This window comes from Chryseobacterium sp. C39-AII1 (assembly GCF_039672645.1).
GTDB lineage: Bacteria > Bacteroidota > Bacteroidia > Flavobacteriales > Weeksellaceae > Chryseobacterium.
Window position 1 is genome coordinate 8,190 of record NZ_JBDFPQ010000011.1, and the last position, 26,264, is coordinate 34,453.

Annotated in this window: 21 protein-coding genes and 3 tRNA genes; 7 read left to right on the forward strand and 17 right to left on the reverse strand. The window is 34.8% G+C overall.

All coding sequences use genetic code 11. The features are described 5' to 3' along the window. Positions 1 to 171 precede the first annotated feature (171 nt). Positions 172 to 882 (forward strand): purine-nucleoside phosphorylase, encoded by a 711-nt coding sequence (gene deoD / locus ABEG63_RS15630; protein WP_267404116.1) that lies wholly within the window; start codon positions 172 to 174, stop codon positions 880 to 882. A gap of 67 nt (positions 883 to 949) precedes the next feature. Here deoD and ABEG63_RS15635 read toward each other — a convergent pair whose 3' ends face one another. The 6 genes from ABEG63_RS15635 to ABEG63_RS15660 all read right to left on the reverse strand — a co-directional run bounded on the left by ABEG63_RS15635 (position 950) and on the right by ABEG63_RS15660 (position 3,789). Further along, positions 950 to 1,735 (reverse strand): TatD family hydrolase, encoded by a 786-nt coding sequence (locus tag ABEG63_RS15635; protein WP_346586079.1) that lies wholly within the window; start codon positions 1,733 to 1,735, stop codon positions 950 to 952. Beyond that, a complete protein-coding gene (locus ABEG63_RS15640; RefSeq protein ID WP_346586081.1) occupies positions 1,732 to 2,055 on the reverse strand; it encodes a hypothetical protein in 324 nt (107 codons plus the stop codon). The genes ABEG63_RS15635 and ABEG63_RS15640 overlap by 4 nt, the downstream gene beginning before the upstream one ends. A 133-nt stretch (positions 2,056 to 2,188) precedes the next feature. Then, positions 2,189 to 2,261, reverse strand: a tRNA-Gly gene (locus ABEG63_RS15645). Positions 2,262 to 2,267: 6 nt separating this feature from the next. Further along, positions 2,268 to 2,339: transfer RNA gene (locus ABEG63_RS15650), tRNA-Ser, on the reverse strand. A gap of 5 nt (positions 2,340 to 2,344) precedes the next feature. Beyond that, a tRNA-Ala gene (locus ABEG63_RS15655) sits at positions 2,345 to 2,417 on the reverse strand. A gap of 7 nt (positions 2,418 to 2,424) precedes the next feature. Beyond that, positions 2,425 to 3,789, reverse strand: coding sequence for an SDR family oxidoreductase (locus tag ABEG63_RS15660; RefSeq protein ID WP_346586083.1), 1,365 nt, complete (start codon positions 3,787 to 3,789; stop codon positions 2,425 to 2,427). A 332-nt stretch (positions 3,790 to 4,121) separates the two neighbouring features. On the opposite strand from ABEG63_RS15660, the gene ABEG63_RS15665 reads away from it, so the two are divergent. Then, complete coding sequence (locus ABEG63_RS15665; RefSeq protein ID WP_346586085.1) at positions 4,122 to 4,958, forward strand: glycosyltransferase; 837 nt, start codon at positions 4,122 to 4,124, stop codon at positions 4,956 to 4,958. Here ABEG63_RS15665 and ABEG63_RS15670 read toward each other — a convergent pair. Both ABEG63_RS15670 and ABEG63_RS15675 read right to left on the reverse strand, forming a co-directional pair. Further along, a complete protein-coding gene (locus tag ABEG63_RS15670) occupies positions 4,955 to 5,605 on the reverse strand; it encodes a hypothetical protein (protein ID WP_346586087.1) in 651 nt (216 codons plus the stop codon). The genes ABEG63_RS15665 and ABEG63_RS15670 overlap by 4 nt on opposite strands. A 3-nt stretch (positions 5,606 to 5,608) precedes the next feature. After that, the gene (locus ABEG63_RS15675; protein WP_346586089.1) at positions 5,609 to 6,322 is read right to left on the reverse strand and encodes a DUF434 domain-containing protein; all 714 of its coding nucleotides are present in this window, start codon (positions 6,320 to 6,322) and stop codon (positions 5,609 to 5,611) included. A 452-nt stretch (positions 6,323 to 6,774) separates the two neighbouring features. On the opposite strand from ABEG63_RS15675, the gene xylE reads away from it, so the two are divergent. The 4 genes from xylE (at position 6,775) to ABEG63_RS15695 (ending at position 11,113) form a co-directional block, all read left to right on the forward strand. Next, complete coding sequence (xylE, locus tag ABEG63_RS15680; protein WP_346586090.1) at positions 6,775 to 8,196, forward strand: D-xylose transporter XylE; 1,422 nt, start codon at positions 6,775 to 6,777, stop codon at positions 8,194 to 8,196. A 125-nt stretch (positions 8,197 to 8,321) separates the two neighbouring features. Further along, a complete protein-coding gene (locus ABEG63_RS15685; RefSeq protein ID WP_346586092.1) occupies positions 8,322 to 9,158 on the forward strand; it encodes an aspartyl protease family protein in 837 nt (278 codons plus the stop codon). A 194-nt stretch (positions 9,159 to 9,352) separates the two neighbouring features. After that, positions 9,353 to 10,381 (forward strand): LacI family DNA-binding transcriptional regulator, encoded by a 1,029-nt coding sequence (locus tag ABEG63_RS15690; RefSeq protein WP_267404134.1) that lies wholly within the window; start codon positions 9,353 to 9,355, stop codon positions 10,379 to 10,381. Between the two features lie 339 nt (positions 10,382 to 10,720). Continuing rightward, the gene (locus ABEG63_RS15695) at positions 10,721 to 11,113 is read left to right on the forward strand and encodes a DUF3060 domain-containing protein (protein WP_267404135.1); all 393 of its coding nucleotides are present in this window, start codon (positions 10,721 to 10,723) and stop codon (positions 11,111 to 11,113) included. A 288-nt stretch (positions 11,114 to 11,401) separates the two neighbouring features. On the opposite strand, the gene ABEG63_RS15700 is transcribed toward ABEG63_RS15695, so the two are convergent. From ABEG63_RS15700 to kduI, 9 genes are all read right to left on the reverse strand, one after another. Beyond that, positions 11,402 to 11,872 carry a hypothetical protein gene (locus ABEG63_RS15700; protein WP_346586094.1) on the reverse strand — a complete coding sequence of 157 codons (471 nt, stop codon included), beginning with the start codon at positions 11,870 to 11,872 and terminating at the stop codon, positions 11,402 to 11,404. 119 nt (positions 11,873 to 11,991) lie between these two features. Further along, entirely contained in the window at positions 11,992 to 13,608 is a 1,617-nt protein-coding gene (locus ABEG63_RS15705; protein ID WP_346586096.1) for an altronate dehydratase family protein, read from the reverse strand. Between the two features lie 5 nt (positions 13,609 to 13,613). Beyond that, on the reverse strand, positions 13,614 to 15,077 hold the full coding sequence (locus ABEG63_RS15710; RefSeq protein WP_346586098.1) for a tagaturonate reductase: 1,464 nt from the start codon (positions 15,075 to 15,077) through the stop codon (positions 13,614 to 13,616). A gap of 278 nt (positions 15,078 to 15,355) precedes the next feature. Beyond that, positions 15,356 to 16,888, reverse strand: a complete 1,533-nt coding sequence (locus tag ABEG63_RS15715; protein ID WP_346586100.1) for an MFS transporter — start codon at positions 16,886 to 16,888, stop codon at positions 15,356 to 15,358. A 166-nt stretch (positions 16,889 to 17,054) separates the two neighbouring features. Next, the gene (locus tag ABEG63_RS15720; RefSeq protein WP_346586102.1) at positions 17,055 to 17,714 is read right to left on the reverse strand and encodes a bifunctional 4-hydroxy-2-oxoglutarate aldolase/2-dehydro-3-deoxy-phosphogluconate aldolase; all 660 of its coding nucleotides are present in this window, start codon (positions 17,712 to 17,714) and stop codon (positions 17,055 to 17,057) included. 209 nt (positions 17,715 to 17,923) lie between these two features. After that, positions 17,924 to 18,928: a sugar kinase gene (locus ABEG63_RS15725; RefSeq protein ID WP_346586104.1), complete on the reverse strand. Its 1,005-nt coding sequence runs from the start codon at positions 18,926 to 18,928 to the stop codon at positions 17,924 to 17,926. A gap of 393 nt (positions 18,929 to 19,321) precedes the next feature. After that, a complete protein-coding gene (gene uxaC / locus ABEG63_RS15730; RefSeq protein ID WP_346586106.1) occupies positions 19,322 to 20,719 on the reverse strand; it encodes a glucuronate isomerase in 1,398 nt (465 codons plus the stop codon). Positions 20,720 to 20,737: 18 nt separating this feature from the next. Next, positions 20,738 to 21,520 carry a gluconate 5-dehydrogenase gene (locus tag ABEG63_RS15735; protein ID WP_267404144.1) on the reverse strand — a complete coding sequence of 261 codons (783 nt, stop codon included), beginning with the start codon at positions 21,518 to 21,520 and terminating at the stop codon, positions 20,738 to 20,740. Positions 21,521 to 21,528: 8 nt separating this feature from the next. Next, the gene (gene kduI / locus ABEG63_RS15740) at positions 21,529 to 22,365 is read right to left on the reverse strand and encodes a 5-dehydro-4-deoxy-D-glucuronate isomerase (protein ID WP_346586108.1); all 837 of its coding nucleotides are present in this window, start codon (positions 22,363 to 22,365) and stop codon (positions 21,529 to 21,531) included. A gap of 881 nt (positions 22,366 to 23,246) precedes the next feature. On the opposite strand from kduI, the gene ABEG63_RS15745 reads away from it, so the two are divergent. Then, a complete protein-coding gene (locus tag ABEG63_RS15745; RefSeq protein WP_267404147.1) occupies positions 23,247 to 26,261 on the forward strand; it encodes a TonB-dependent receptor in 3,015 nt (1,004 codons plus the stop codon). Positions 26,262 to 26,264: the final 3 nt, after the last annotated feature.

The window sequence follows — 26,264 nt, forward strand, 5'->3', positions numbered from 1 at the left end:
GGCTGGCTTTGCCAGCCGCAGCCCGAAACAAAGAAATAGCGAGTGCGGAAAGCGCGAAAAAGCTCCAAAAAAACTGATTAAATAATTTTATCACATTGATATTTACCGCATATAAAGATTAGAAATTAGCTATGCACATATTTGCTATCTTTGCACTTTCAAAATAAAATTATGAGTATTCACATTAGCGCAAAAAAAGGAGAAATTGCTAAAGTTTTGTTACAACCCGGAGATCCGCTTCGCGCACAATATATTGCCGAAAATTTTTTAGAAGATGCCAAACTGGTAAGTAAAACAAGAGGTATTTTCTATTATACAGGGCTTTACAAAGGAAAAGAAATCTCTGTGGGAGCCAGCGGAATGGGCTTCCCAAGCATCGGAATCTATTCTTTTGAGTTGTTTACAGAATATGATGTAGATACGATCATCAGAATCGGAACTTGTGGCGCTTACAATACAGAGCTTCAGCTTTTTGATATTTTAAATGTTGAAAATGCAGCCAGTGAAAGTACGTATGCAAAATATGCTTGGGAAATTGAAGATGAAATTCTTTCTCACCAAGGAAATATTTTCAATACAATCAACCAAACTGCTGAAGAACTTTCGTTAAAAGCAAAAGCAATCAATGTTCACAGTAGTGATATTTTCTACAGAAAAGATCCTGCAGTTCCTGCCATTGCAACGAAATATAACTGTCCTGCTGTAGAAATGGAAGCTTTTGGATTATTCGCCAATGCTCAATATTTAGGAAAAAATGCCGCAACCATTCTTACGGTAACAGACATTATCCCGACTCACGAAAAAATCTCTGCCGACGAAAGAGAAAAAGCGTTGAAACCAATGATGGAATTAGCGTTGGAATCAGCACTTAAAAGTTTATAAAAAGCAAACATCCTTCGTTTGAAAATATTTATAAAAAAGAGTTTTACAGTGATGTAGAACTCTTTTTTTATATTCTGAAAAAACTTTTTGCAACTTCTGTTGTTTCATCGGCAACTTCAGAAATACTGATTTTCTTTACATTGGCAATCGTTTGGGCAACATAAGGCAAAAATGAAGGTTCGTTTCTACGGTTTTGCATTCGAGGCATATTTTTCGGAAGCATAAAAGGCGCATCGGTTTCGATCATCATTCGGTCGAGGGGAACATATTTAATGACTTCTTCCAAATATTTGAATCTACCTTGATCGCTAATAGCTCCAGTAAAACCTAAGTAAAAACCTTTATCCAAATAAATTTTCGCTTCCTCTAAAGTTCCGGTAAAACAATGAACCACTGCTTTTGGAAGTTTTGATAAATATTCGTCTGTAATTTCATTAAACCTTTTGAAAGCCGATCTTTCGTGAAGAAAAAGAGGTTTATTCACTTCGATTGATAGTTCAAGTTGAGCGCGATAGCATTTTTCCTGAATGGATCTTGGCGAAAAATCTCTGTCGAAATCCAGTCCGCATTCTCCAACGGAAACCACTTGCTCGAGCTTTAAAAGTTTTCTTAATTCATGAAGACTTTCATTGTTGAAAGATTTTGCATCATGCGGATGAATTCCAGCAGTTGAAAATAAAATTTCGGGATAATCTTCTGCAATCTCTGCTGACTCTTTACTTCCACGAACGCTCGTTCCTGTGAGAATCATTTGCTCTACTCCATTGTCAAGGGCGCGGTTGATGATTTCTTCTTGTTCGTTATAAAATTGTTTATTGGTTAAGTTGATACCAATATCAATAAATGTGTTCATTTTTTTCTTTTTTTATCATTATTTATTAAAAAATATCTTGTTATATGGGCTCTGCTTATCGAGCTTTTAAAAGATTTTTCAGAGTAAAAGCTCCTATAATTCGAAGTTATTCTTCCATTGATTTCTCTTGTAATTTTAGCCCAAATTAATTTTCGCTTTTTTCTTCTCCATTTAAAAAACTGAGTTGTTTCTCTAAGTTGATCTTCTATTTCTAATCTTTCAGTCCTTCTCCATTTTTTATTCCCATACTTTTTTAAATAAGGTCCGATTTTACCCCATTCATAACTTCTGAAAGTTCCCTTGTTATAAATGTTTTTCATGCTTTTGAATTAAATATGAATTAATTTCGTTTGCCTTGAAATCTAAGATGGGAATACCGCAGGATTCGAACCTGCATACTCTTTCGCATGTTAGCGAAAGTATTTATTCCCTCTATAAACTTCGTATTCCTTGCGAAACGTACGGGACTCGAACCCGCAACATCTGACCTGGAAAATCAGGGCTCTTCCTTTTGAGCTAACGTTTCTGTTTTGGAAGATAAGCAGGAATCGAACCTGCAACTCACTTTAGCAAAATGTATTTTTCCATTATAACTATTATCTCCATTTTGGAAGCGTGTGGGACTCGAACCCACGACCTTTGCCGCGCAATGACAAAATTCTTCCAGCTGAACTAACGCTTCCTATATTTTACCAGTTATTAATTTTATAATTTTTCAATAAAACTCCACTGAAATAATTTCCATTAATTCCTTCCACAATCGGATGTAAAATTCTCGCAGCTCCATCCACAGAATCCAATGGTGGAATATATCCTTGTTCAAACTGTTTCTTTCTTAAACTTTCCTTTGCTCCCGTGGAAATCCAACCAACGTCAACTGCTGTCATATAAATCTGATCTTTTTCAAATTCCTTTGCCGAAGTGAGCGTCATCATATTCAGAGCAGCCTTTGTCATATTTGTATGTGGATGGAAAATCGTTTTATTATCGTAGCTGAAAATACCTTCAGAAGACGTCACATTCACGATAAATTTTTCTTTAAAAACTGAGTTTTTCATTAAAGGTTTTAATTCTTTAATCAAAAAATAAGGTGCGATATGATTAATTAAATTCACTTCAACCAATTCGTACATCGAAACTTCTTCCAATGTAGAATTCCAGCTCGTTTTATCCCGATTATCAACAGGTTGCCCGAAACGCGTCAAAGCGACATTTGTTTCTTCATTTTCAGCATATTCCAATTTTCCGATTTCGGAGGAAATTGCTGTTGCGTTTGGAATTAATTTTTGATTATTTTTAAACTCAACCAACATTTCGTTTTCACGTCTGATGATGGGCAAATAATATTGATCCGGATATTTAATCGTCTGAGCTGCGTTATTGATTAATATATCAAGCGTTTCAAAATTCGATTTATAAAAATCTATAAATTCCTTAATTGCCTTTAAATCCCTCAAATCCAAACCATATACCCAAAGTCTGTTTTTCCATTCACCATAGTCTAATTCCTGCTGCAAAGTTTCCAATGCCAAAGCCGGAAAACGGGTCGTCAAAACCAAATTGGCACCATTTCTCAACAATTTTAAAGCGGTTGCGAAACCTACCTTTACACGTCCTCCGGTTAAAATTACATTTCTTCCCGCTAAATCTGTTGACAAAAAACGTTTTTCGTAATTTTCGTCCGCACATTTTGGGCACAGTCTCGTGTAAAAAGAATGGGCGTAATGATAACTTTGGTTACAGCAATAGCAGTTTTTAGGTATTTGTAATTTTGTAAGTTGTGTTTCATCTTTTTGGTCGTCATAAAAAGCAGAAATTCCCGCCAACGCTTTTTTCATTAGTACAGATTCAGAATTAATCTCTAAATCATGAGATTTCATCTGAAAGTAATTTTCCTGACGACTTTGCTTTTTAGCATTCTTATGAATTTTCGTAATTAATCCCGAAAAAGTTTGATTATCAGAATTAGAAAATGGCTCATCTTTTAAGGCATTTAATACCTTAAGACATATTTCCCATTCGTTTTGCGTAAAGTTTTGATTAGAAAAATCCATTGCTTTTTATTTACAAAAGCAAAATTATTTTTCATGTACGCATTCTTTTTACGTAGCAAAAAATATTTTTTATGCATTAATAATTATTCACAATCATAAATTATTATATATCATATTTTCAATTTCAAATAATAATAACAAAATGCCAAGTTGAGATTAATACAAACAACAGCATTTATTATTTTAAAGAAAAACATATAAAACATTAACCTACCACGTTTAAAAATAATCTTATTGAATAATAACAAATTACAGTATTAAAAATTAAATTTTAACCAATAATAAATACTTTCAAATAAAAAATCGTAAATTTACATTATACAATATTTCTAATGATGGTGATAAAATTTTCAGTTCTTATAGCGAATTATAATAACGGAAAGTACTTTAAGGAGTGCTATGAATCTATTATCAATCAATCTTATACTAATTTTGAAGTGATAATAGTGGATGATGCTTCAACGGATGATTCGGTGGAAATTATAAAAAGAATCATTTCGGGAGATGATCGTTTCAAACTGTTTGAAAATGAATCTAACAAAGGATGCGGTTTCACAAAGAGAAAATGTATGGAATATGCAGAAGGTGAAATCTGTGGTTATCTGGATCCTGACGATGCGCTTTACCCTACCGCACTAGAAAAATCGGTAGCAGAATACGACAATAATCCTGAAATTGTTGCTACGTATTCCAGAATGATGATGTGTGATGAAAATCTGACGGCTGACAAAACTTTTTCAAAAACAAAACAAATCTACAACGACAAGTATTTTTTTAATTGTCCGGTTCAATTTGCTCACTTTTTTACTTTTAAAAAAGAAATTTACCAAAAAACATTAGGTATCAACCCTGAACTTACCAGTGCTGTGGATCAAGATCTTTATCTGAAAATATTAGATCACGGAAATCCTGCATTTATTGATGAAGATCTTTATAAATACAGACTTCATTCTAACGGAATTTCACAATTCAAATCGAAGAAAAAAGCGAAAGAATCTTTTGCCAGAGTTATCTTTAACACGATGAAAAGGCGCTCTATAAAGATGATTAATAGGCAAACTGTTCCCAAGACTTATACTAATGAAAAAGATATTTATGATCTTTTACAGTATCAAACCAAAGTTGCTTTCAGATTAAAAACAAAAGCTAGATTATTCTTCAACTTTTAATCATTAATAAAAGTTTCGAGAAAGCCTATTAAATGAGTCCCTCCGTGGCTCCATCTAATACCATGACCTCCTTTTTCACGAACTTCAAATACAAGATTGTGTTTGTAATGAAAAAATACATTCCACCATGTTTGGTGATCTAAAATATGGTGGATTTTTTCCATCACTTTCTTCTGTTTTTCTTGATTATTTCCTTTTACTTCGCCCCAAAACTCGTCTTCCATTCTTCCGACATGTTTTTCCCAGGCTCGTTGTGCGATGGTGATTTCATTATTAAAAGGCTTTTCACAACTCTCAATCAAAATATTTTTTAGTGGCGGAATGGCAGATTCATCGCGAATACTCGCAGAAGTCAACCGTTGTCCTAAAATATTCAACCAATGTTCAAAAGGAATTTGCTCCAAAGATTGAACAATATTTTCCTGTGAAGAATCACCTTCAAGAGTTTGAATAAACAATTTAAAACTTTCAGATCGCTCAATTTGACTTTCTTCATTAAAATAAGGCAATACAAAGTCTACATTTCCATCTTTAAACCGATGAATATTCTTACTCATGTTTTCCAAATATTCTTCAGCTAAAATTTTAGAATATTGATCTTTCCATTCATTCGAAAACAATGAAATATAGGGTTGAAACAGATTCATTTTTTAAAAGAGTTTTATCAGATTAACAGGCAAATTTTCTTCTGTAATTAAATAATCTGTGAGATTAAACCAATTTTTGCAATGATCTAAAACCCAGCCGTCTGAAGAAACCACAATTTCAGCATTTTCCACTAAAAATTTATCGGGATTAAATTCTAAAAATACTTCCCAATTATAAGAATTTTCCTGAGCAAAATCAAGAATTATCTGCTTAATTCTTCCACTGTTAGAAACCGGTTGATCAAAAAGCCAAACTAATTTTTCAGGTTTTATCTGATGAAAAAAACGACCTACTAAACCAATTGCTTCAGAAGTTTGGTTCACTCTTTTATAAGTTCCGTGAACGCCTGACAAATCACGGTAGCAGCCATCCAATCCCTGAAATAAATATGCTCCGGAAAGCAAACTTTCCAACAAAATCAAAATATTGAAGGCATCTAGAAAAACAGATTTACCTTTGAGATCGATAAAATTCAGTTGCTTATTTTTTCTTGTCTGAATCTGATTTTCTGATGCCGAAGCACCACGAAAAGCCTGAATTTGTCGGGTTTTAAGTTTATAACGATTTCCTGCCAAATCACAACTTGCCTTTTCTGCATATCCATGGCTCAAAAGATATTTCACATCCTGAACAGCCTCTCTCATCTTATCAATTTGCTTTTCTATTCCAAACAAATCATCATCTCCGGTATTTTTTCCACGGTTCCTGTTATTCATGCTCAAATGTAAAATTTTTAATGAAAAATATTAAGTTTTAGAATTGATATTTGTAAGACATAATCTCAAAATCGCAATGCAGAACACAAATTTGGGAAAGGGAAACCCTGCTTAATGTTAACAAAATTTAATTTTTATCGTAAAAAACAAAACAATAAATATTGATTATTCAACTAAAAAACAAACACATACGATTACCCTTATCATACAAAGTAAGATATTGTAAAAATCTCTTTGCAGTTTGTTTAAAATTATTACATTTAGAGACTTTCAATTATTAATAAATCATCAACATTGATTATTATTTTATATTGAAAACACTTTTTAAATAATTATTTCTAAAATTAAGAAAATAAGTAAGTCTAATTTTTAGGAAACAGAGATATAAAAGTGCAATCGATTACATTGAAAGATAAAAAATTAATCACCTATCATTAAAACTACATGACACTATGCAAATAATAGATTCCGGATCACAATATTCTTCGGGAGCAAAAGCGGAAATTAATATGACGTATGTAACTGTATTAACATTAGTTGCTACCTTAGGCGGACTTTTATTCGGTTATGATACGGCTGTAATTTCCGGAGCCGAAAAATCGATTCAGGAATATTTAATCATTCCTTTAGGATTGAGCTCTCTTGCCCATGGAGCAACGATTTCCAGCGCATTGATTGGTTGTATTATCGGAGGAGCCGTTTCAGGATTTTTCTCATCAAAATTAGGAAGAAAAAAATCTTTGATGCTGGCGGCATTTTTATTCTTCATCAGCGCATTAGGAGCTGCTTATCCAGAATTTTTATTCTTTAAGCACGGTGAACATTCCATGGGAGTTTTGCTAGCCTTTAATTTTTACAGAATTATCGGTGGAATCGGAGTTGGACTAGCTTCTGCCGTTTGCCCGATGTATATTGGAGAGATTGCCCCTGCTGAAGTTCGCGGAAGGTTAGTTTCTCTGAATCAATTTGCAATCATCTTCGGAATGTTGGTGGTGTATTTTGTCAACTGGGGAATTGCCGACGGAAAATCCGTAGAATGGATCAACAATATCGGATGGCGTTATATGTTTTTATCATTAACGATTCCTGCAGCATTATTTGGGATTTTATTATTTTTTGTACCTGAAACACCGAGATATTTAACGTTGATAAAAAAAGATGATGAAGCGCTTAAAATTTTAACCAAAATTAATGGACAACTTCGAGGTCATCAGATTTTTAACGAAATAAAAGGTACGGTTGCCGAACATAAAAGTGAGATTTTCGCTTTCGGAAAAACAGTAATCATTATCGGGATTTTACTTTCTGTTTTTCAGCAGTTTGTTGGAATCAACGTTGCTTTATACTATGCACCGAGGATTTTTGAAAGCATGGGCGTTCATAAAGACGCTTCCATGTTACAGACTGTGGTGATGGGACTAGTGAATGTAGTCTTTACCGTTGTCGCAATTTTTACTGTTGATAAATGGGGAAGAAAACCTTTATTGATCGTTGGTTCCATCGGAATGGCAATTGGTATGTTTGCCATTGCTATTTTCTCCTACCTTCATATTATCGGGATTGCCACTTTGGTGTTTATCATTGTGTATACGGCATCTTTTATGATGTCGTGGGGACCGATTTGCTGGGTTTTAATCTCAGAACTTTTCCCGAATAAAATACGAGGAGGTGCGATTGCAATTGCTGTTGCAGCACAATGGGCTGCCAATTATTTAATTTCATCGACTTATCCTTTTATGATGGAATTCAGTGGGGCATTTACCTACGGATTTTATGGAGTAATGAGCGTTTTATCCTTACTTTTTGTATGGAAAATGGTTCCTGAAACGAAAGGAAAATCATTAGAGGAAATCGAAACCCTTTGGAAAAAATAAAAATTTCTTACATCATACACACTTAGTTAGGTGAAGGACATCATTTTTTGGTGTCCTTCATTATTTTTAGTGATTAAGACTTCATTGAATTTTATTAATTTTAACCCATTAATTTAAACTAATCCATGAAAAAAACATTGTACTTATTCGCTGTTGCGGCATCCGGTTTTTTATTTTCTCAAAAAACGCCGATTAATATTCTTCCATCCGGTCATATTATTGCGAAAGCTAATATTGAAGGAAAAGAAGGAAATTTCATCTTCGATACTGGTGGTGGAATCAATTTATTCTTCGACAGTTTTGCTAAAGATTTAAAACAAAAATCAACCTATAATTTCCTGACGGCTTATCGTGCGACTGGCGAGAGAATGGATATCCCTGTATTTCAAAGCAGTGAAGTTTCGTTTGCCGGAAAAAAATTCGCCAATATACCTTACTCTACTTTTGATATGAAGCTGAACGGAATTGATGGTTTGATCTCACTTCCCATGTTCAGCGAAACAGATTTTATCATTGATTTTGATAAAAAAGAAATCAATCTTACCGATCTTTCCAAAGAAAAAAATGCTAAAGTTTTTGATATACAAATTACAACTCAGGCAGATAAATCGTTGGATATTTTCACCTATATTATGCTGAATGATCAATATAAAATTCAGGTGTTGCTAGATTCAGGAGCAGGAAATAATTCTTTCTGGTTAAGTGATAAACTGCTAAAGACATTAAGTATCGACAAAGAAAAACTTGAAGTTCTGGAAAAGAAAAGTGAGTTTGACGAAAAGGTAGTTACCAAATTCTACAAAGGTTCTGTACATTCAATTTCCAACAAATTTGTGACCTTGAAAGATCCCAAAGTGATGTTTGTAGAAGGTTTAATTTATGAAGGAAAAACGAGCATCAACTGGTTCGGAAAAAAAATAGGCATCAGCCTGAAAAACAAAAAAATGTATATTTTAGACTAATTCTTTTATTCAATTCTAAAAAGAGAGGGTTAAAAAATTCATAAAAATATTCGTACAGGCTTTTTCAGATGTTTTTATTGAAAATACTTATAAAATAATAATTTTTTACAGTACAGATATGCTTAATTTGATTAAATTTACGTCAATAATGTATATCATTTTGATGTACGAAAAACAGCTAGAAAAAAACTTGTATGAATAAAAAAAGTGCCACTATATATGATATTTCGAAGAAGCTAAATGTCAGTGTGGCAACTGTTTCGAGAGCATTAAACGATCACCCGAGAATCAGCCAGGCCACAAAAGATCTGGTAAAGAAAACTGCTAAGGAAATGAACTACAAGCAGAATAATCTTGCCAAGGCACTGAAAAGTGGGGAAACCAAAAATGTAGGAATTATTGTTCCGTTTGTAAATACCAATTTCTTCTCCTCCGTCATCCGCGGAATTGAAGAAGAGCTTTCACCATTCGGCTATCACGTGATTATCTGCCAAAGCCACGAAGATGTAAATATTGAAAAAAGACATCTTAACACTTTGCTCAATGCTCAGGTAGACGGTATTTTCATGTCGGTTTCCAAAACAACGATCGATACAGAACACATCCAAAATATTTTAGATACTACGAATACGCCGATCATCTTTTTCGACCGTAAAAAAGATATTTCGGGAATCAGCACAGTGGTGATTGACGACTACAGAGGAGGCTATATCGCAACTGAACATTTAATAAAAGAAGGCTACAAAAACATTTGCCATTTTGCCGGAGATCTGAATCTTGAGATCTATCAAAACCGTCTGAATGGTTATAAGCAAGCCTTAATAGATCATCAATTACCCGTAAAAGAAGACAATATTCTACAAACCGGCAGTTCTATTGATGCTGGTATCGATGCTATTAAAAAGCTTTGGGATAAAAAATCTGTTCCGGATGCTATCTTTTCTTCGAGTGACTTTGCCGCATTAGGCGCGTGTCAGGAACTTAAAAAACGTAATATTAAAGTTCCGGATGAAGTGGCCGTTATCGGTTTCTCCAACGAGCCTTTTACCCAATTTATGGAGCTTCCGATAAGTTCTGTTGACCAAACTCCTGTACCTATGGGAAAAATGGCGGGACAGGTGTTTCTCGAAAGTATAAAGGAAAATGGTTCCGGAGTTTCTATTGAGAAAAAAGTGGTGCTGGCTCCGCAGATTTATATCAGAAAGTCTTCTAAAAAGGATTAATTTTTCTTTTCGCATAAAGTCAAAAGATCTTACGGAGACAAATATCTGATAAAACTCTATTTGTCATTGTGAAAGAATCTAAACTTATATAAAAAACAGCTTCTTTTTGAGGCTGTTTTTCTTTTGTTTTGAAACAAAAACTCAAGACTTGGAAATTTTCGATAAAAATTAAAATTTAAACTTTATTCCAACATCATATTCTAAGCATGGATTACAAATCTGTGCTACCTAGCCTACGTTATCTAAGCTTTAACCAATTTTATAATCCTTTAACTTTTAAACAGTCCATAAGAATTCATTTTATACTTATATTTACCTTCAACTAAATTCAAATTGATTATGAAAAATATTAAAACAGCAGCCATCTTGGCGATTCTCTTTCTAGGAACGGGTACCGCTTTTTCTCAATCCAGAAAAACAGAATCCATCAAAGGCGTAGAAAAATCAGACAACGATAAAAAAATACAGGTCGAAGGCATCGGTCATAAGCTGAATTATACCCTTAACGGAGGCATCGTAGAAGTGGAAGGAGGCGATAATACGATCACGATTAAAGGAAGCGCTAAGAAAATTTCTGTTTCCGGAACTGGTAACAAAGTGTACATCGATAGAGTAGATAACATTACAATGGAAGGAGGTAACAATACCATATTTTATAAAACTTCCGGTACAAAAAGCGGAAAACCCAACACGTCATTGACAGGAGTTGGAAATAAAGTTGCTAAGCAATAATTTTAGTATAAGTAATATGTAAAATATACTGATGTCACGGATTTTAATTCGTGACATTTTTATTATGGAGGACTAATTTAAGTTTTGGCTAAAGCCAATATGAATTGTGTATTCATTAAACGGGCTAAAGCCCGTTCCTATTGATATAAATACCTTGATTAAATTATAATATTGTGTTTATTCGTGTAAAAAAAGTGCTTACTCGTGTTTGAAAGAAAATGCTCTTCACCGAAGCAAGAAGCATTTTCAACCCTAATATTTATAATTAAATAAGATTTTTGAGCTAACTTAATTTCTTTTTAACGAGTGATATAATTCATTTTTTAAATCTATTATAATTGTTTGCAATTCCATTTCGTTTATTTCACATTCAACAAAATACATTTTTAAAATTTCTTCTAAATCTCCTGAATATCCTCCAACACCGGGAATAGATATTGAACCATCGTTTGTTATTCTAATAATCTTTTTAGTATTATTTTTTAATAAATCAAAACATAATTGACCGTGATAAACGGAAAGATGTGAATCAATAACTTTATTATATAAAAGATCTTCGAACCAATCAACAATCTTTATAACATCAGAAATAAGTATACTTGTTAACATATCCCTATTCCCAATTATTAGATTAAAACCTACATCGTAAGGCTCATAATCGTCCCCAAGTTTAATACCTGTCATAAGTTCAAACTCATGTAGATCAAATGGTATTAATCTAAATTCCACTTTTTGATTATTTATTCCGTTGAATATCATAATTTCTATTTAGTAAAACCTTTAAATTTACAAAGTTTTCAACTTAATCAAAAAGAAAATACTTTCCACAAATGTAGAAAGTATTTTCAACCCTAATATTTATATAATTAAAACAATAATTATAAAGAAACACCCCTTCTCCAAGGAATGAAATCATTCTGATTGAGTAGGTCGGCTTTGGTTTTTACCTCGCCGCTTGCTACTTTTATAATGTATTCTAACAATTCGTCTGCTGCTTCAGGAATAGCTTTATCTCCGCTAATCACCGTTCCTGCATTAAAATCAATAATATCCGGCATTTTTTCAGCTAAAACTGTATTTGAAGAAATCTTCACCACCGGAGAAATTGGATTTCCCATTGGCGTTCCCAAACCTGTGGTAAAAAGCACAACTGTTGCTCCAGAACCTACCAAAGCCGTTGTACATTCGGCATCATTTCCGGGAGTACACAGAAGATTCAGACCTGGTTTTGTAGCGTATTCAGTAAAATCCAAAACTTCTACAATCGGGGCTGCACCTCCTTTTTTAGCCGCTCCTGCAGATTTCATGGCATCGGTTATTAGTCCATCTTTAATATTCCCCGGCGACGGATTCATATCAAAGCCTGAGCCTGCAGCAACGACTGATTTTTCAAAATCCTGCATCAGTTTAAGGAATTTCACACCGTCTTCATCATTGATGCAACGATTGACCAACTCCTGCTCTACTCCACACAATTCAGGGAATTCGGCAAGCATGGTTGTTCCGCCAACAGCAGCCATAATATCGGAAACTTCGCCCAAAACAGGGTTTGCAGAAATTCCGGAGAAACCATCTGAACCACCACATTCCAAACCAATATTCAGTTTTGTGATCGGTGCAGGTTTTCTTTCAATATCGTTGGCTTTTTTAATTCCTTCGTAAGAATCTTTGATCACGCCGGTTAGCATTTCGTCGATCGTACCGGATTTTTGCTGTTCGTAAACAACAATCGGTTTTTTATTATTCGGAGCTAAAGCATGCAGCGCATCCATAAAAATCTGCACCTGAAGATTCTGGCAACCTAAACTTAAAACCGTTGCTCCTGCAACATTCGGATTATTCACATATCCTGCGAATAGTCTTCCCAATGCTTCCGCATCCTGACGAATTCCGCCACAACCGCCTTGATGCGTGATGAATCTTACATCAATATTTTTAAAAACTCTTGTATCTTCTTCTTTTTCCTCCTCAACAACATCAGTCGCTCCACCATTTAATAATGATCTTAATAACAATTGATGTTTGCTGGCTTTTTCGTGCAATAATTCTCTTTCAAAAATATCTTTAAGCGTCTCGATATTTTTGTTTTCGCAGAATACCAAAGGGAAAAACAACCAAACATTTTCTGTTCCCACCTGTCCGTCCTCGCGGTGATATCCCATGAAAGTGCGGTCTTTCCATTTATCAACATTTGGTGGAGTCCAGCCTAAAGTTTCGGTTTTACCTTCTACTTTTGCGCTTTGGTGTTTTACGTTTTCAGTCGTAATCACTTCCCCTTTTTTGATAGATTGATTCGCTTTTCCAACGATTACGCCATACATAATGATATGATCGCCGTCTTCAAAATCTACGGCAGCGAATTTATGTTTAGCCTTAATGTCTTTTACAACCGTATAATCTGCACCGTCAAGATGTACCGATTCTCCGGCAGGCAAATCCAACAGCGCTACAATAACGTTGTCTTTGGGATTTACTTTCAGTACTTTCTTTTGCATTTTTTCTAAGAATAAAATTGTATAAAGTTGTGATATGCAGTTTCCACGCCGTTGTGATCTATTTCCCACAAAGCTTTTGCCACTGCATCTTTCAGGCCTTCAACCTGAGTAAGGTCTGTATCCCAGAAAGTTGTTTCGCTTAATGATAATTCTGCAACTTTTCCGTAATCTTCGTTGGTCCAGATTTCTTTGAATTTAGCAACGATAGCTTCTTCATCATTGATTGGCAACGATTTTTCACCGAAACTTCCTTGATAGAATCTGATTAAACTTGCTAAAGAGAATACTAAATTCAACGGTAATTTTTTATTGATTTCAACATAGCCTAACAAGCTCGGAAGAATTCTTACTTTAAATTTAGAAACAAAATATAAAGCAATACTCGCCAAATGATGTTTAATGAATGGATTCCTGAAACGGTCGAAAACTTCTTCGGCAAAATCTTTCAATTCAGCCATATCTAAACCTAAAGTCTGATTGACTTCATTGAAAATAGAATCACTTAAAAACTGACCAATAAATGCATCATCAATAGATTCTTTTACCGTTTCTTTTCCTGATAAAACTGCCGGAGCCAACATTAAGGTGTGACCGCCATTCAGAATTCTCACTTTTCTTAAACGATAAGGTTGAATATCATCAACCACCAAAATCTGTTCGTTAATTTTATTGAATGGAATCCTTTCATTTAAATTTCCTGCTTCTTCTATGACAAAAAGTAAGAAACATTCTGAAACAACCATCATCTGATCTTCGTAATCCAACTGGTCTTCGTAAGATTCTACATCGTCTTTCGGATAACCCGGAACGATTCTGTCAACCAAAGTATTATGGAAATAATTAAATTGGTTAATCCATTGCACAAAAGATTCTTCCAAATTCCAAAGTTGAGCATATTTAATGATGATATCTCTTAATGCAAAGGCATTATTTTCAATTAATTCACAAGGAATAATTCTCAAACCTTTATCTTCTGCTCCATAGAAATGCTTGAATCTTTCGTGAAGTAAAACCGCCACTTTCGCAGGGAAATTTTTGTGTGGGCCTTCGTAAGAAGTTTCCGTTTCGTCAAAAGCAATTCCTGTTTCTGTCGTGTTGGAAAATACAAATTCTAATTCTTCTTCTTTCGCCAAAGCTAAGAATTCATCATAATTTGCATAAGGATTAATCGACTTTTGAATCGCAGAAATGACTTGCTTTTCATCGTGGATCTCCCCTTTTTTAATTCCTCTTGTGAAAAGCGTATACAAATTACCCTGCTCTTCCAGTTTATGAACTGAACCGTTTGGAGTGGGTTGTACATTGACAATTCCTCCTTTAAAATCGGTTTCTTTATTTAATTTATCAATCACATAATCTGTGAATCCTCTCATAAAATTTCCGCCTCCAAATTGTACAATTTTGATTGGTAGTTTTTCTTGAGAATTGTTTAATTCACGATTTAATTTTTGTTTTATCTGATTTTCCATCTTTCTAACTCGATGATTTTGTTTTTAACGCAAAGGGCGCTAAGATTTTTTTTAAAACTTGATGTATATTTTTTAAGTTCACAAAGACGCTTCACTTAAATAAGATTACAAAGAGTTTTAATTCAATTTTACTTTCTATATTAACTTAAACCATTAAGATTTGGATTAAGGAGTTAAGATGATTTAAGAGAAATAAATTTCTTAAGCTTGACTTTAATTTGCCTGCAAATTCTTAATATTCCTTAACTGCTTAAATCTTCTTAATGGTTCAAAAATTATCATTTAATCACTTTATATTTTGGAACCAATGTTTTCATTACGCTCCATGCAATTAGATAGGCAACGGCACAAACTGAGAAAATAATCATGTATCCTTTATCAATTCCGTCTACCACTACTGCGCCTGATTTTTCTAATTGTTCAAAGAATCCATCCGGCAATCTTTCGTTGATATATTGTGGATATTTTTCTAACAATGGAATTCCATCAACGGTTGACCAAGCTTTGTGGGCGTGATCGAACAATACTCCGGAAGATTTATTAATGATAAACGAACCAATTCCACCTGCCATTCCACCAATTCCGGTGATCGTTGCGATTGCTTTTTTCGGAAACATATCGCCAACCGTTGAGAAAATATTTGCCGACCAAGCCTGATGTGCTGCTCCTGCAATTCCGATAATTAAAACCGGAATCCAATAAGTAACTGAGCCTAAAGGTTGCGCAAATAAAGCAAGTAAAGGGAAAAATGCGAAAATTAACATCGCTTTCATTCTTCCTGAATAGGCGTTCATTCCTTTCTTTTCGACAAAATATTTTGGAAGCCATCCGCCGATGATCGACAATAAAGTAATCATGTAAAGAACGAATAACGGGAATGCACTTTGTGTTGAATCCATTTTGTAAACCGAGCTCAAATAAGCCGGAGTCCAGAATAAAAAGAACCACCAAACACCATCTGTCATGAATTTTCCGAAGGCAAAAGCCCAGGTTTGTCTGTGGCTGAAACATTCCTTAAACGAGAATTTTCTTTCTTCTGTCTGTACTGTGTTTTCTTCAACCGGAAAATCTTCTACATCCTGCTGAATATACGTCAGTTCATGCTCATTAACTTTATGATGTTCATGAGGTTTTTTATAATAGAAAACCCAAAGTCCCATCCAGACAAATCCTAACGCACCAATGATGATAAATGCCCATTCCCAACCCATTGATTTTGCAATGAAAGGAATCGTAATCGGTGCTGCTAAGGCTCCCACCGTTGCTCCGGCATTCCAGATACTTGTGGATAAAGCTCTGTCTTTTTTAGGAAAATATTCTGCTGTTGTTTTAATCGCTGCCGGGAAATTTCCTGCTTCACCAATTGCCAAAACAAAACGTGCGAAAATAAATAACGAAACACTCGTACTGATAATCGCTGAAGTATTGGAAACCGTTCCGATCAATTCTTTAGAGCCGTGAAAACCAGCGAACCAGTTTCCGGTAAGAATTCCTGAAGTTGCAATTCCACAAAATGCGTGTAAAATTGCTCCAACAGACCAGATTCCGATTGCCCAAAGGAAACCTTTTTTGGTGTCCATCCAATCCACAAATTTTCCTGCGAAAAGCATCCCGATCGCGTAGAAAATAGAGAATAAAGCGGTGATATTTCCGTAATCGTTGTTATTCCAATGAAATTCGGGAGCGATAAAATCTTTCCACGTTAATGATAAAACCTGACGATCCAGATAATTGATCGTTGTTGCAATGAACAGCAAAACGCAGATCGTCCATCTAAAATTCGTTGGTTTTGAAGATTTAACTGAACTCATATTAGTTTTAGAATTAGTTAGTTTTTTGAATATTTTTTAATAATAATTTTTGTTTTTAACGCAAAGAACACAAAGATTTTCTTTAAAACTTGATGTATATTTTTAAGTTCGCAAAGGCGTTTCACTTAAATAAGAGCACAAAGTTTTTTGCTCTGCTTTATCATTATTATTTTAAAGTTTGAATGATATCCAAAACTTTTTTAGTTTCATTTTCAATGGTTGCATAGTCTTTTGCCGCCATCAATTCTTTGCTTACCAATTTGCTTCCCATTCCAACTGCAGCTACTCCAGCTTTGAACCAACTTTCAATGCTGTCTTTCGTGGTATCAACACCTCCAGTCGGCATAAATTTCAGATTTGGGAACACATCTTTGATGGCACTCATAAATCCTGCACCTAAAACATTTCCAGGGAATAATTTAATAAAAGTTACTCCTGCAGCTTCTGCGGTGATAATTTCTGTAGGAGTCATACAACCCGGACTGTACAATAGATCTTTTGGAATTAAAAATTCTGCTACTTCCGACACAAAACCCGGACTGATAAAGAAATCTGCCCCAACTTTGTAATATTCTTCAGCTTGTTGTAAATTTTTAATCGTTCCGATTCCTAAAAGCATTTCGGGCATTTCTGCGTTACGGATTTCTACCATTTTAGTGAAATTGCTTAATGCAGATTCGCCACGACTTGTGTATTCTACCGCACGAATTCCTGCTTTGTAAAGCGATTTTAATATGTCTATGGTTACCGTTTCATCAGCATTATAATACAGAGGTAAAACTCCCTGATTAATGATGAGGTTTGTAACTGATTGAATTTTTGTCATTTTTTTAATTATTTGTTGAAAATAATCTTTGATAGGATTAAATCCATCCTTTAGTATGCTGTATTTTTTTAACGCAAAGTGCGCAAAGATTTTCTTTTAAAACTTCATGCATATTTTTAAGTTCGCAAAGGCGTTTCACTTAAATAAGACCACAAAGGTTTTAATTTTGATTCTAAGCAATTTGCTAAAAGCTAATCGTCAAAAGCCAATTACCTTTTGATACGACCACCGGAATTTCCAGCCATTACTTCCAGAATATCTTCTGCGCTGCAATAATTGATATCCCCCAAAATGGTGTGCTTAATTGCACATGCTGCGTTGGCGAAGTTTAATGCTTTTTCGTCATCGAAATTGATTAAGCCATAAATCAAACCTGCTGCAAAAGCATCTCCCGTTCCGATTCTGTCAACTACATTGTCTATTTCTAAAAATTCAGTTTCAAAATAATTTCCGTCAATCAAAGCTCTTCCCTGCGTTTGCTGAGAACTTGCTGTAACACCGATTCTTATTTTGTCGAAAATCTTATGAATAGAAGGACATTGTTTTTTTAATTCTTCACAAGCTTCAATGAAACCTTCTTTATCTGATGAAAACTGAGTTCCTAAAATTTCGTTGATTTCATTTACTCCGCCGATGAAAATTGTTGATAAAGAAACCAATTCTTTCAACACTTCATTTCCGTTTTTACCATATTTCCAAAGATTGGAACGGTAAGCTGGATCGGTTGTCACTTCAATTCCCAGTTCACGGGCAGTTTTCAATCCTTCTTTCAAACTTTCATACGCTGATTTTGAAATTCCCGGACTAATTCCCGTCCAGTGAAAATAGTCGCAACCTTCCAAAGCTTTTTTCCAGTCGATTTTCTCTGCTTCGATGTTGGCAAAAGAACCGTTCAGCCTGTTGTAAGCAATTCTGCTCGCACGAACCGACGATCCTACTTCTAAAAAGTACAGACCTAAAGGATGTTCATTTTTAGAAATAAAATTCGTGTCAATTCCGAAGCTTTTTACAAAAGAAAGCGCCGATTCTCCCACAAAATCATCCGAAACAGCACTTACATGCTTCACTTCACAACCCATTGTTGCCAATGATGAAGCGACATTAAGCTCAGTACCGCCGAAGAAAAATTCCATTTCATGGCTTTGCTTCATGGTTCTGTTTCCTGGAGGCGAAAGTCGCATGATGATTTCACCGAAAGTAAGTATTTTGCCCATAAGTTTTTACTAACCTTAATTTTTTGAATATCTGTTTCTGTTTTTAACGCAAAGGGCGCAAAGATTTTTTTTAACTACTACCTGTCTTTAAGTTCGCAAAGGCGTTTCACTCAGCTAAGACCGCAAAGACTTTTCATTAGTAGAAATTACAGATTTTTTTATTTAAACCATTAAGATTTTATTAAGGAGTTTAGAAAAATTAAGTTGAGCTTCGCTTTAAGCGTTTTGCTGAATTAAAATCTTTGATTTTATCTTAATCAAAACTTAACTTCTTAAATTTCCTTAATGGTTTAAAATTTATTTTTATCTCTCACAGATTTTACAGATTACGCAGATTTTTTTAAACATAATCATCTGCAAAATTTGCTCAATCTGCGAGAGTCTTTTAATTACTTAAAAATCAAAATAATTTTTAGCATTATGATAACAGATATCAGAAATTATTTTTCCGACATGTTCCATATCGTCCGGTAATTCTCCGTTCTTCATTTCTTCACCGAATAAATTACACAATACTCTTCTGAAATATTCGTGTCTTGGGAAAGAAAGGAAACTTCTTGAATCCGTCAACATTCCAACAAAACAGCTGATTAATCCCATATTGGAAAGGGCATTCATCTGCTTAATCATTCCGTCTTTCTGATCAAGGAACCACCATCCTGAACCGAACTGTACTTTTCCTTTGATACTTCCATCGTTGAAATTTCCGATCATTGTCGCGAAAATCTCGTTGTCGGCAGGATTTAAGTTATATAAAATGGTTTTCGTTAATTTATCTTTACCGTCTAAAGTGTTTAATAATTTCGACAAAGTTTCAGCCTGAACGAAGTCACCGATAGAATCCCAACCCGTATCCGGACCTAAAATTCTGTGCATTCTTTCATTATTATTTCTCAACGCACCCAAATGGAACTGCTGAACCCAACCAAATTTGTGGTAAGCCTCCCCTAAGAATAATAAAATGGCTGTTTTGAATTGATTTACCTGCTTTTCAGCGATTACTTTTCCTGAAATTTTATCGTTAAAAATAGTCTCCACTTCAGCATCCGAAGCTTCTTCGAAAGAAATATTGTTCAATCCGTGGTCACATAATCTGCATCCGTTTTCGTGGAAATATTCAATTCTTTTCGTCAAAGCATCACACAACGTTTGATAAGAGTTGATTTCAATTCCGGCAGATTCGCCTAGTTTAGAAATATAATCTGCAAAATTGTGATTTTCAATCAAAATCGCCTTATCAGGACGGAAAGCTGTACTCACTTTAATGCTGAAATCGCTTTTCGCCAAGTCCTGATGATAATTCAAAATATCTGTAGGATCTTCAGTTGTGCACAGAGATTCTACATTCATCATTTTTAATAAACCTCTTGTCGATTTTTCAGGAGTTTGAAGCTGAGATGAGATATTATCGTAAATTTCTGATGCATTGTCACCATTCAGCAATTCATCAATTCCGAAATATCTTTTTAATTCTAAATGCGTCCAGTGGTACAAAGGATTTCTCAATGTATACGGAACTGTTTTAGCCCAAGCCTCAAATTTTTCTTTGTCTGAAGCATCTCCCGTGATGAATTTTTCGTTCACACCCATTGTACGCATGGCTCTCCATTTGTAATGGTCGCCCGCAATCCAAACCTTTGAGATATTTTCAAAAGACGTATCTTCTGCAATATCTTTAGGAATCAAGTGATTATGATAATCAATGATGGGTTGTTTTTCCGCGTACTTGAAGTATAATTCTTCAGCGTATTTATTCTGTAATAAAAAATTATCTGTAATAAAAGGTTTCATTCTAGTCTAATTCTGTTGTTATTCATTAGCAGGCTTTCCGATGGTCGCCAGAATTCCTCCATCAACGTAAATAATCTGTCCGTTGATGAATTTGCTTGCGTCCGAAGCCAAGAAAATAGCCGTTCCTGCAAGGTCTTCCGGATTTCCCCATCTTCCTTCCGGAGTTCTGCTGATGATAAAATCGTTAAAAGGATGTCCATCCACTCTTATGGGTTCTGTTTGTGAAGTTGCAAAATATCCGGGACCGATTCCGTTCACCTGAATATTATGTTTTGCCCATTCTGTGGCCAGATTTTTGGTAAGCATTTTCAGACCGCCTTTTGCAGAAGCGTACGCTACTACGTTATCACGACCCAATTCACTCATCATTGAGCAGATGTTGATGATCTTTCCTGATTTTCTTTTGATCATGTATTTTCCAACTAATTTGGACATGATAAAAGGCCCCGTAAGATCTACATCGATTACTTTTCTAAAGTCTTCTACTTCCATCTCAATTGCCGGAATACGTTTGATGATTCCTGCATTGTTGACAAGGATGTCTATTTTTCCATGAGTAGCTTCCATTAAAGCTACTTTCTGAGCGGCTTCCAGTTCATCCGTCACGTCAAAAAGATAACCGGTTGCTTTATATCCTTTGGAATGATAATAGTTTAAAGCTTCCTCTAATTTTGACGGCGTTGTGCTTGTGATCGCCAATTCAGCACCTGCAGCGGCAAGACCTTCTGCCATTGCCATTCCTAATCCGTGAGTGCCGCCTGTAACGACTGCTACTTTGCCGGATAAATCAAATAAATTCATTAGAAAAATTACTTTAGTTCGTTAGTTTTAACAGCGTCCATATCACCGTAATCCATATTTTCTCCTGCCATTCCCCAGATAAATGTATAGTTGGAAGTTCCAACTCCTGAGTGAATCGACCATTCCGGAGACAATACCGCTTCATTGTTTTTCATAAAAATATGACGGGTTTCATTCGGTTGTCCTAAAAAATGACTTACCGCCTGACCTTCTTCCAAATCGAAATAGAAATAAGCTTCCATTCTTCTGGTGTGCGTGTGAGAAGGCATTGTGTTCCAAACGCTTCCTTCGTGTAGCTCGGTCATACCCATTTGTAGCTGGCAAGTTTCTAATACGCTGTTCACAATCAGTTTATTGATCGTTCTTCTGTTTGCGTATTTTGTTTCGCCCAATTCTACAATTTCAGCTTCGTTTTTCGTGATTTTCTTTGTAGGATAAGCGTGATGAGCCGGTGCAGAATTGAAATAAAATAAAGTCTGACCTTCATTTCCGTTTTCAAAAACAACATCTTTTGCTCCTTTTCCGATGTATAAAGCTTCTTTATTTCCCAGTTCGAAAACTTCGCCATCAACAGTTACCTTTCCGGCTGAACCTACATTGATGATTCCCAATTCTCTTCTGTCAAGGAAATTCTCTGCTTTAAGATCGTCTGTTGGCTCCAGTTTCAAAGCACTTTTTACAGGCATTACACCACCAACAATCATTCTATCGTACATAGAATACACTACATTGATCTGATCTTCATTAAATAAATCATTCATCAAAAACTCCCTTCTCAAGTCTTCAGTTGTATATTTTTTTACATCTTCTGGATGATGGGCGTAACGAAATTCTGATTTTGTCATACTACTTTATACTTTTCTTTTTGCGGTTTTATCAAAACCTGTTAAACATTGCGTAATCGATTGCATAAAATTACACTAAAATTCTGTTGAAATACTTGTGGGATAAATATATAATTATTCTGCAATTAGTTAACAAAAATTTAATTTAAATTTATAATAAACTGAAATACAATTTAATAAAATTTAAAATTGAGAGGAATTTTGAAATATTTTAAGAAAATATTAAGATTTAGATTAACCAAAATTAATGCTTAACTATGGTTTAAATATAAAATCGTGCCAAAATAAAACCACAAAACAATCAATATTGAATCGATAATAATAAGCCAAATATACTCTACATATTATATATATTAAGATTAATCCTTATTGAGTAGAAAATAAGATTAAAAATATTAACCAGAAAGCTGACAAAAATCAGTAAAAGGGTGAAAATTTTATTCTTGAAGACAAATTTGGGGATTTTTCAAGGCCAAAAATGAGGCAGATTTTAAGGAATTTTTAAGTTTTAAAATGTTAAACAATACATTTTTTAAAGATTTTTAAATACAAATAAAAGTTAACACATAAACTATCAAACACTTAATAATCAATAAATTAAACTAACCTAACGAACAAATGTTTTGAAAAAATTAACACATTAAACAATCAAATTAATGAAAAAATAATATTTTTTTCTTTGTGTAATGGAAAATAATATTAGTTTAGAAGCCAGGATATTTTATTATGAAAAACTACGCAATCGATTGCACTCTAAAAGCGTATTTCTTTCAAAGAATATTTACCACTGAAACGCCGTAGAATACTTACAAATCCACAAAAAACACACAAAAATTGAAAAGAAACTTTCAACCAAGAATTAAAACTATAAGGATACTAAAATGGATAAAAGAGTACAATCAATAAAGTGGTTATATTTAACTGTTTTTCTACTTCCAGTCCTTGCTATGGCTCAAGAAAAAGAACCGAAAAAGGAAAAAGAAACTAAAATCGACGAAGTGGTTTTGGTAGGTTATACCAAAGTTTCTAAAAAGGATGTTACCAATTCTGTGGCTTCTGTAAAGGCAGACGCAATTAAAGATATGCCTTCTACCAACGCTGCCGAAGCTATTCAGGGAAGAATGGCCGGAGTACAGGTTTCGTTAAGTGAAGGTTCGCCGGGTGCTGATGTAGACATCGTCATCCGAGGTGGTAACTCGATCACGGGGAGTAATGCACCACTCTATATCGTGGACGGGGTACAGATGGACAACGCACTTTCTATTTTATCACCCAAAGAGATTGAATCTATTGAGGTTTTAAAAGACGCATCTTCTACCAATATTTATGGGGCGAGAGGTGCTAATGGTGTGGTTTTAATCACAACAAAAGGCGGTCGCAAAAGAGCAAAAACATCCATCAACTACAACGGATTTTTAGGAGTAAGAAAAATACAGAATACTATTGATGTATTAGATCCTTATCAATACGTGCTTTATCAGTACGAAGTTTATAACAAAGGCGGTGTACAGACTGATATAGATGCCTTTGTAGCAAGATATGGTACTTATGATAAGCTTGAAGATTACAAAAAATTAAAAACAAGAGACTGGCAGGATGAAGTATTCGGAAGAGAAGCCTTCAACTTTACGCATAATCTTGCAGTAACGGGCGGATCTGATAATTCATCTTTCTCATTATCATTGAATAATGTGCAGGAAGACGGAATTATGATCGGTTCCGGATTTAAAAGAAACATGGCCAACTTCAAGTATGATTACGATATTTCTAAGAAGTTGAGCATGAGCTTGAATGCCAGATACAGTAGACAAACAATCTACGGGGCAGGAACATCTTCTACAGGTTCTCAGGGAACAAACAGACTGAGAAACTCTGTAAGATATCAGCCATTTGAAGGAGGTTCTAATGTAAATGTGGATGATTTCGATCCGTTATTTGCTAATGAAACCAATCTTGTAAATCCTATTCTTTTAGCGAATAACGAGATTAAAGAAAACGGCAGAAACGATTTATTGCTAAATGGAACAATAGAATATAAAATCAGTAAAGATTTTACGTTTAGAAGTGTGATTGGTTATGTTCAGAGAGATGAGTTTATCAATCAGTTCTCAGGAACGGTAACTTCTGTTGCTAGACAGAATAACGATCAGCCGGTGGTCGTTTTAAATAAATCTCAAACGAGAAGAATTACCAACACCAATACGTTAAACTACAGAAAAACATTCGGAAATCATAAAGTAGACTTATTAGTAGGTCAGGAAATTGTGAAAACGGATGGAGAATCTTTGGCAATGACCATTAAATGGTTCCCAAAATCAATTAATGCTGAAGAAGCTTTTGCTAATATTCAGTCGGCATCGCCTCCAGCAGGTTTGATACAGGATGCACCGAGAGCAGGAAGAAGCCCGGATCGTTTGGCGTCATTCTTTGGTAGAGCCAATTATATTTTCAAAAACAAATACATCCTTACCGCTTCCATGAGAGCCGATGGTTCCAGCGTTTTCGGACCAGGAAATAGGTGGGGATACTTCCCGGCAGCTTCAGCAGCTTGGAAGATCACTGAGGAAAATTTCTTGAAAGAAAGCCAAACAATCAGCGAATTAAAACTTCGTTTAGGATATGGTCTTTCCGGAAACAACAGAATCGGATCTTTCTTGTATGATACTTTCTTTACAACATCGTCTGATTACGGATATGCATTTGGAACAAACGTAACACCAGGAGCAACTACAGGAAACATTTTAGCAAATAAAAATGTAAAATGGGAAACAGCGACTTCTAAAAACATTGGTTTAGATTTCGGCTTTTTTAAAGGGAAAGTTTATGGTGCGTTAGATTTATATCAAACAGATACTAAAGATTTATTACTTTTAGCACAGATTCCTAAAACTACGGGTTACGAATATCAATATCAAAACTCAGGAAGTACCACGAATAAAGGTATTGAATTCTCCATAGGAAGTACAATTATCAGCAATGAAAAATTTTCTTGGAAAGTGGATGCTAATATTTCATCAAACAAAAACATGATCAAAAGTTTAGGGAATAATGCTTCTCCAAGCTCATTCTCTTACCTATACCCTTCCGGATGGCAAAACAGTTTGAATGATTTCTTAGTACAAGTTGGTAAACCGGTAGGTACTTTCTGGGGATATCAAACAGCAGGAAGATATGAAGTAAGTGATTTCGATTATAACCCAACAACGCAGGTTTATACATTAAAAGCAGGAATTCCTAGTTCGGCTGCCGCGGCAAATGGAGCTAAACCAGTACAACCGGGAGATCTTAAACTTCAGGATCTGAATGGTGATGGAGTGATTGATAATAAAGACATGACCGATTTAGGAAATGCACAGCCTAAATTCTATGGTGGTTTCAGCCAGACTTTCCGTTACAAAAACTGGGATATGAGCATGATGTTCAACTTCTCAGTCGGAAATAAGGTGTATAACGCTAATAAAATCGAATATTCAACACAATATTTATACAGAGACAATAATATGTTGGCGGAAGTGGCCGACAGATGGAAATGGTTTAACAGCGCCGGAGAAAAAGTAACAGACCCCACCGCATTAGCTGCTTTAAATGCTAACACAACAGGGTGGACTCCGCCTGCAGGTGCCTATTTCTTACATTCTTATGCTATTGAAGACGGTTCTTTCTTAAGATTAAATAACGTTACCATCGGTTATTCTCTTGGAAAAGAATTTACTAAACAATTAGGTCTTTCAAACTTTAGATTGTATTTTACAATGAACAATGTATTTACAATCACAGGTTACTCTGGATATGATCCGGAAGCTAATACAAGAAGAAATCCTTTAACACCGGGAGTAGATTATGCAGCTTATCCGCGCAGCAGATTTATCTTATCCGGAGTTGACATCACTTTTTAAACC

Excerpts from the sequence above, each read along its gene's own strand:
- deoD (WP_267404116.1), top strand. The coding sequence starts at position 172 with ATGAGTATTCACATTAGCGCAAAAAAAGGAGAAATTGCTAAAGTTTTG.
- ABEG63_RS15705 (WP_346586096.1), bottom strand. The coding sequence starts at position 13,608 with ATGCAAAAGAAAGTACTGAAAGTAAATCCCAAAGACAACGTTATTGTA.
- ABEG63_RS15745 (WP_267404147.1), top strand. The coding sequence starts at position 23,247 with ATGGATAAAAGAGTACAATCAATAAAGTGGTTATATTTAACTGTTTTT.
- ABEG63_RS15670 (WP_346586087.1), bottom strand. The coding sequence starts at position 5,605 with ATGAATCTGTTTCAACCCTATATTTCATTGTTTTCGAATGAATGGAAA.
- ABEG63_RS15710 (WP_346586098.1), bottom strand. The coding sequence starts at position 15,077 with ATGGAAAATCAGATAAAACAAAAATTAAATCGTGAATTAAACAATTCT.
- ABEG63_RS15635 (WP_346586079.1), bottom strand. The coding sequence starts at position 1,735 with ATGAACACATTTATTGATATTGGTATCAACTTAACCAATAAACAATTT.
- ABEG63_RS15665 (WP_346586085.1), top strand. The coding sequence starts at position 4,122 with ATGATGGTGATAAAATTTTCAGTTCTTATAGCGAATTATAATAACGGA.
- ABEG63_RS15725 (WP_346586104.1), bottom strand. The coding sequence starts at position 18,928 with ATGGGCAAAATACTTACTTTCGGTGAAATCATCATGCGACTTTCGCCT.
- ABEG63_RS15640 (WP_346586081.1), bottom strand. The coding sequence starts at position 2,055 with ATGAAAAACATTTATAACAAGGGAACTTTCAGAAGTTATGAATGGGGT.
- ABEG63_RS15720 (WP_346586102.1), bottom strand. The coding sequence starts at position 17,714 with ATGACAAAAATTCAATCAGTTACAAACCTCATCATTAATCAGGGAGTT.
- ABEG63_RS15695 (WP_267404135.1), top strand. The coding sequence starts at position 10,721 with ATGAAAAATATTAAAACAGCAGCCATCTTGGCGATTCTCTTTCTAGGA.
- uxaC (WP_346586106.1), bottom strand. The coding sequence starts at position 20,719 with ATGAAACCTTTTATTACAGATAATTTTTTATTACAGAATAAATACGCT.
- xylE (WP_346586090.1), top strand. The coding sequence starts at position 6,775 with ATGCAAATAATAGATTCCGGATCACAATATTCTTCGGGAGCAAAAGCG.
- ABEG63_RS15685 (WP_346586092.1), top strand. The coding sequence starts at position 8,322 with ATGAAAAAAACATTGTACTTATTCGCTGTTGCGGCATCCGGTTTTTTA.
- ABEG63_RS15735 (WP_267404144.1), bottom strand. The coding sequence starts at position 21,520 with ATGAATTTATTTGATTTATCCGGCAAAGTAGCAGTCGTTACAGGCGGC.
- ABEG63_RS15660 (WP_346586083.1), bottom strand. The coding sequence starts at position 3,789 with ATGGATTTTTCTAATCAAAACTTTACGCAAAACGAATGGGAAATATGT.
- ABEG63_RS15700 (WP_346586094.1), bottom strand. The coding sequence starts at position 11,872 with ATGATATTCAACGGAATAAATAATCAAAAAGTGGAATTTAGATTAATA.
- ABEG63_RS15675 (WP_346586089.1), bottom strand. The coding sequence starts at position 6,322 with ATGAATAACAGGAACCGTGGAAAAAATACCGGAGATGATGATTTGTTT.
- ABEG63_RS15690 (WP_267404134.1), top strand. The coding sequence starts at position 9,353 with ATGAATAAAAAAAGTGCCACTATATATGATATTTCGAAGAAGCTAAAT.
- kduI (WP_346586108.1), bottom strand. The coding sequence starts at position 22,365 with ATGACAAAATCAGAATTTCGTTACGCCCATCATCCAGAAGATGTAAAA.
- ABEG63_RS15715 (WP_346586100.1), bottom strand. The coding sequence starts at position 16,888 with ATGAGTTCAGTTAAATCTTCAAAACCAACGAATTTTAGATGGACGATC.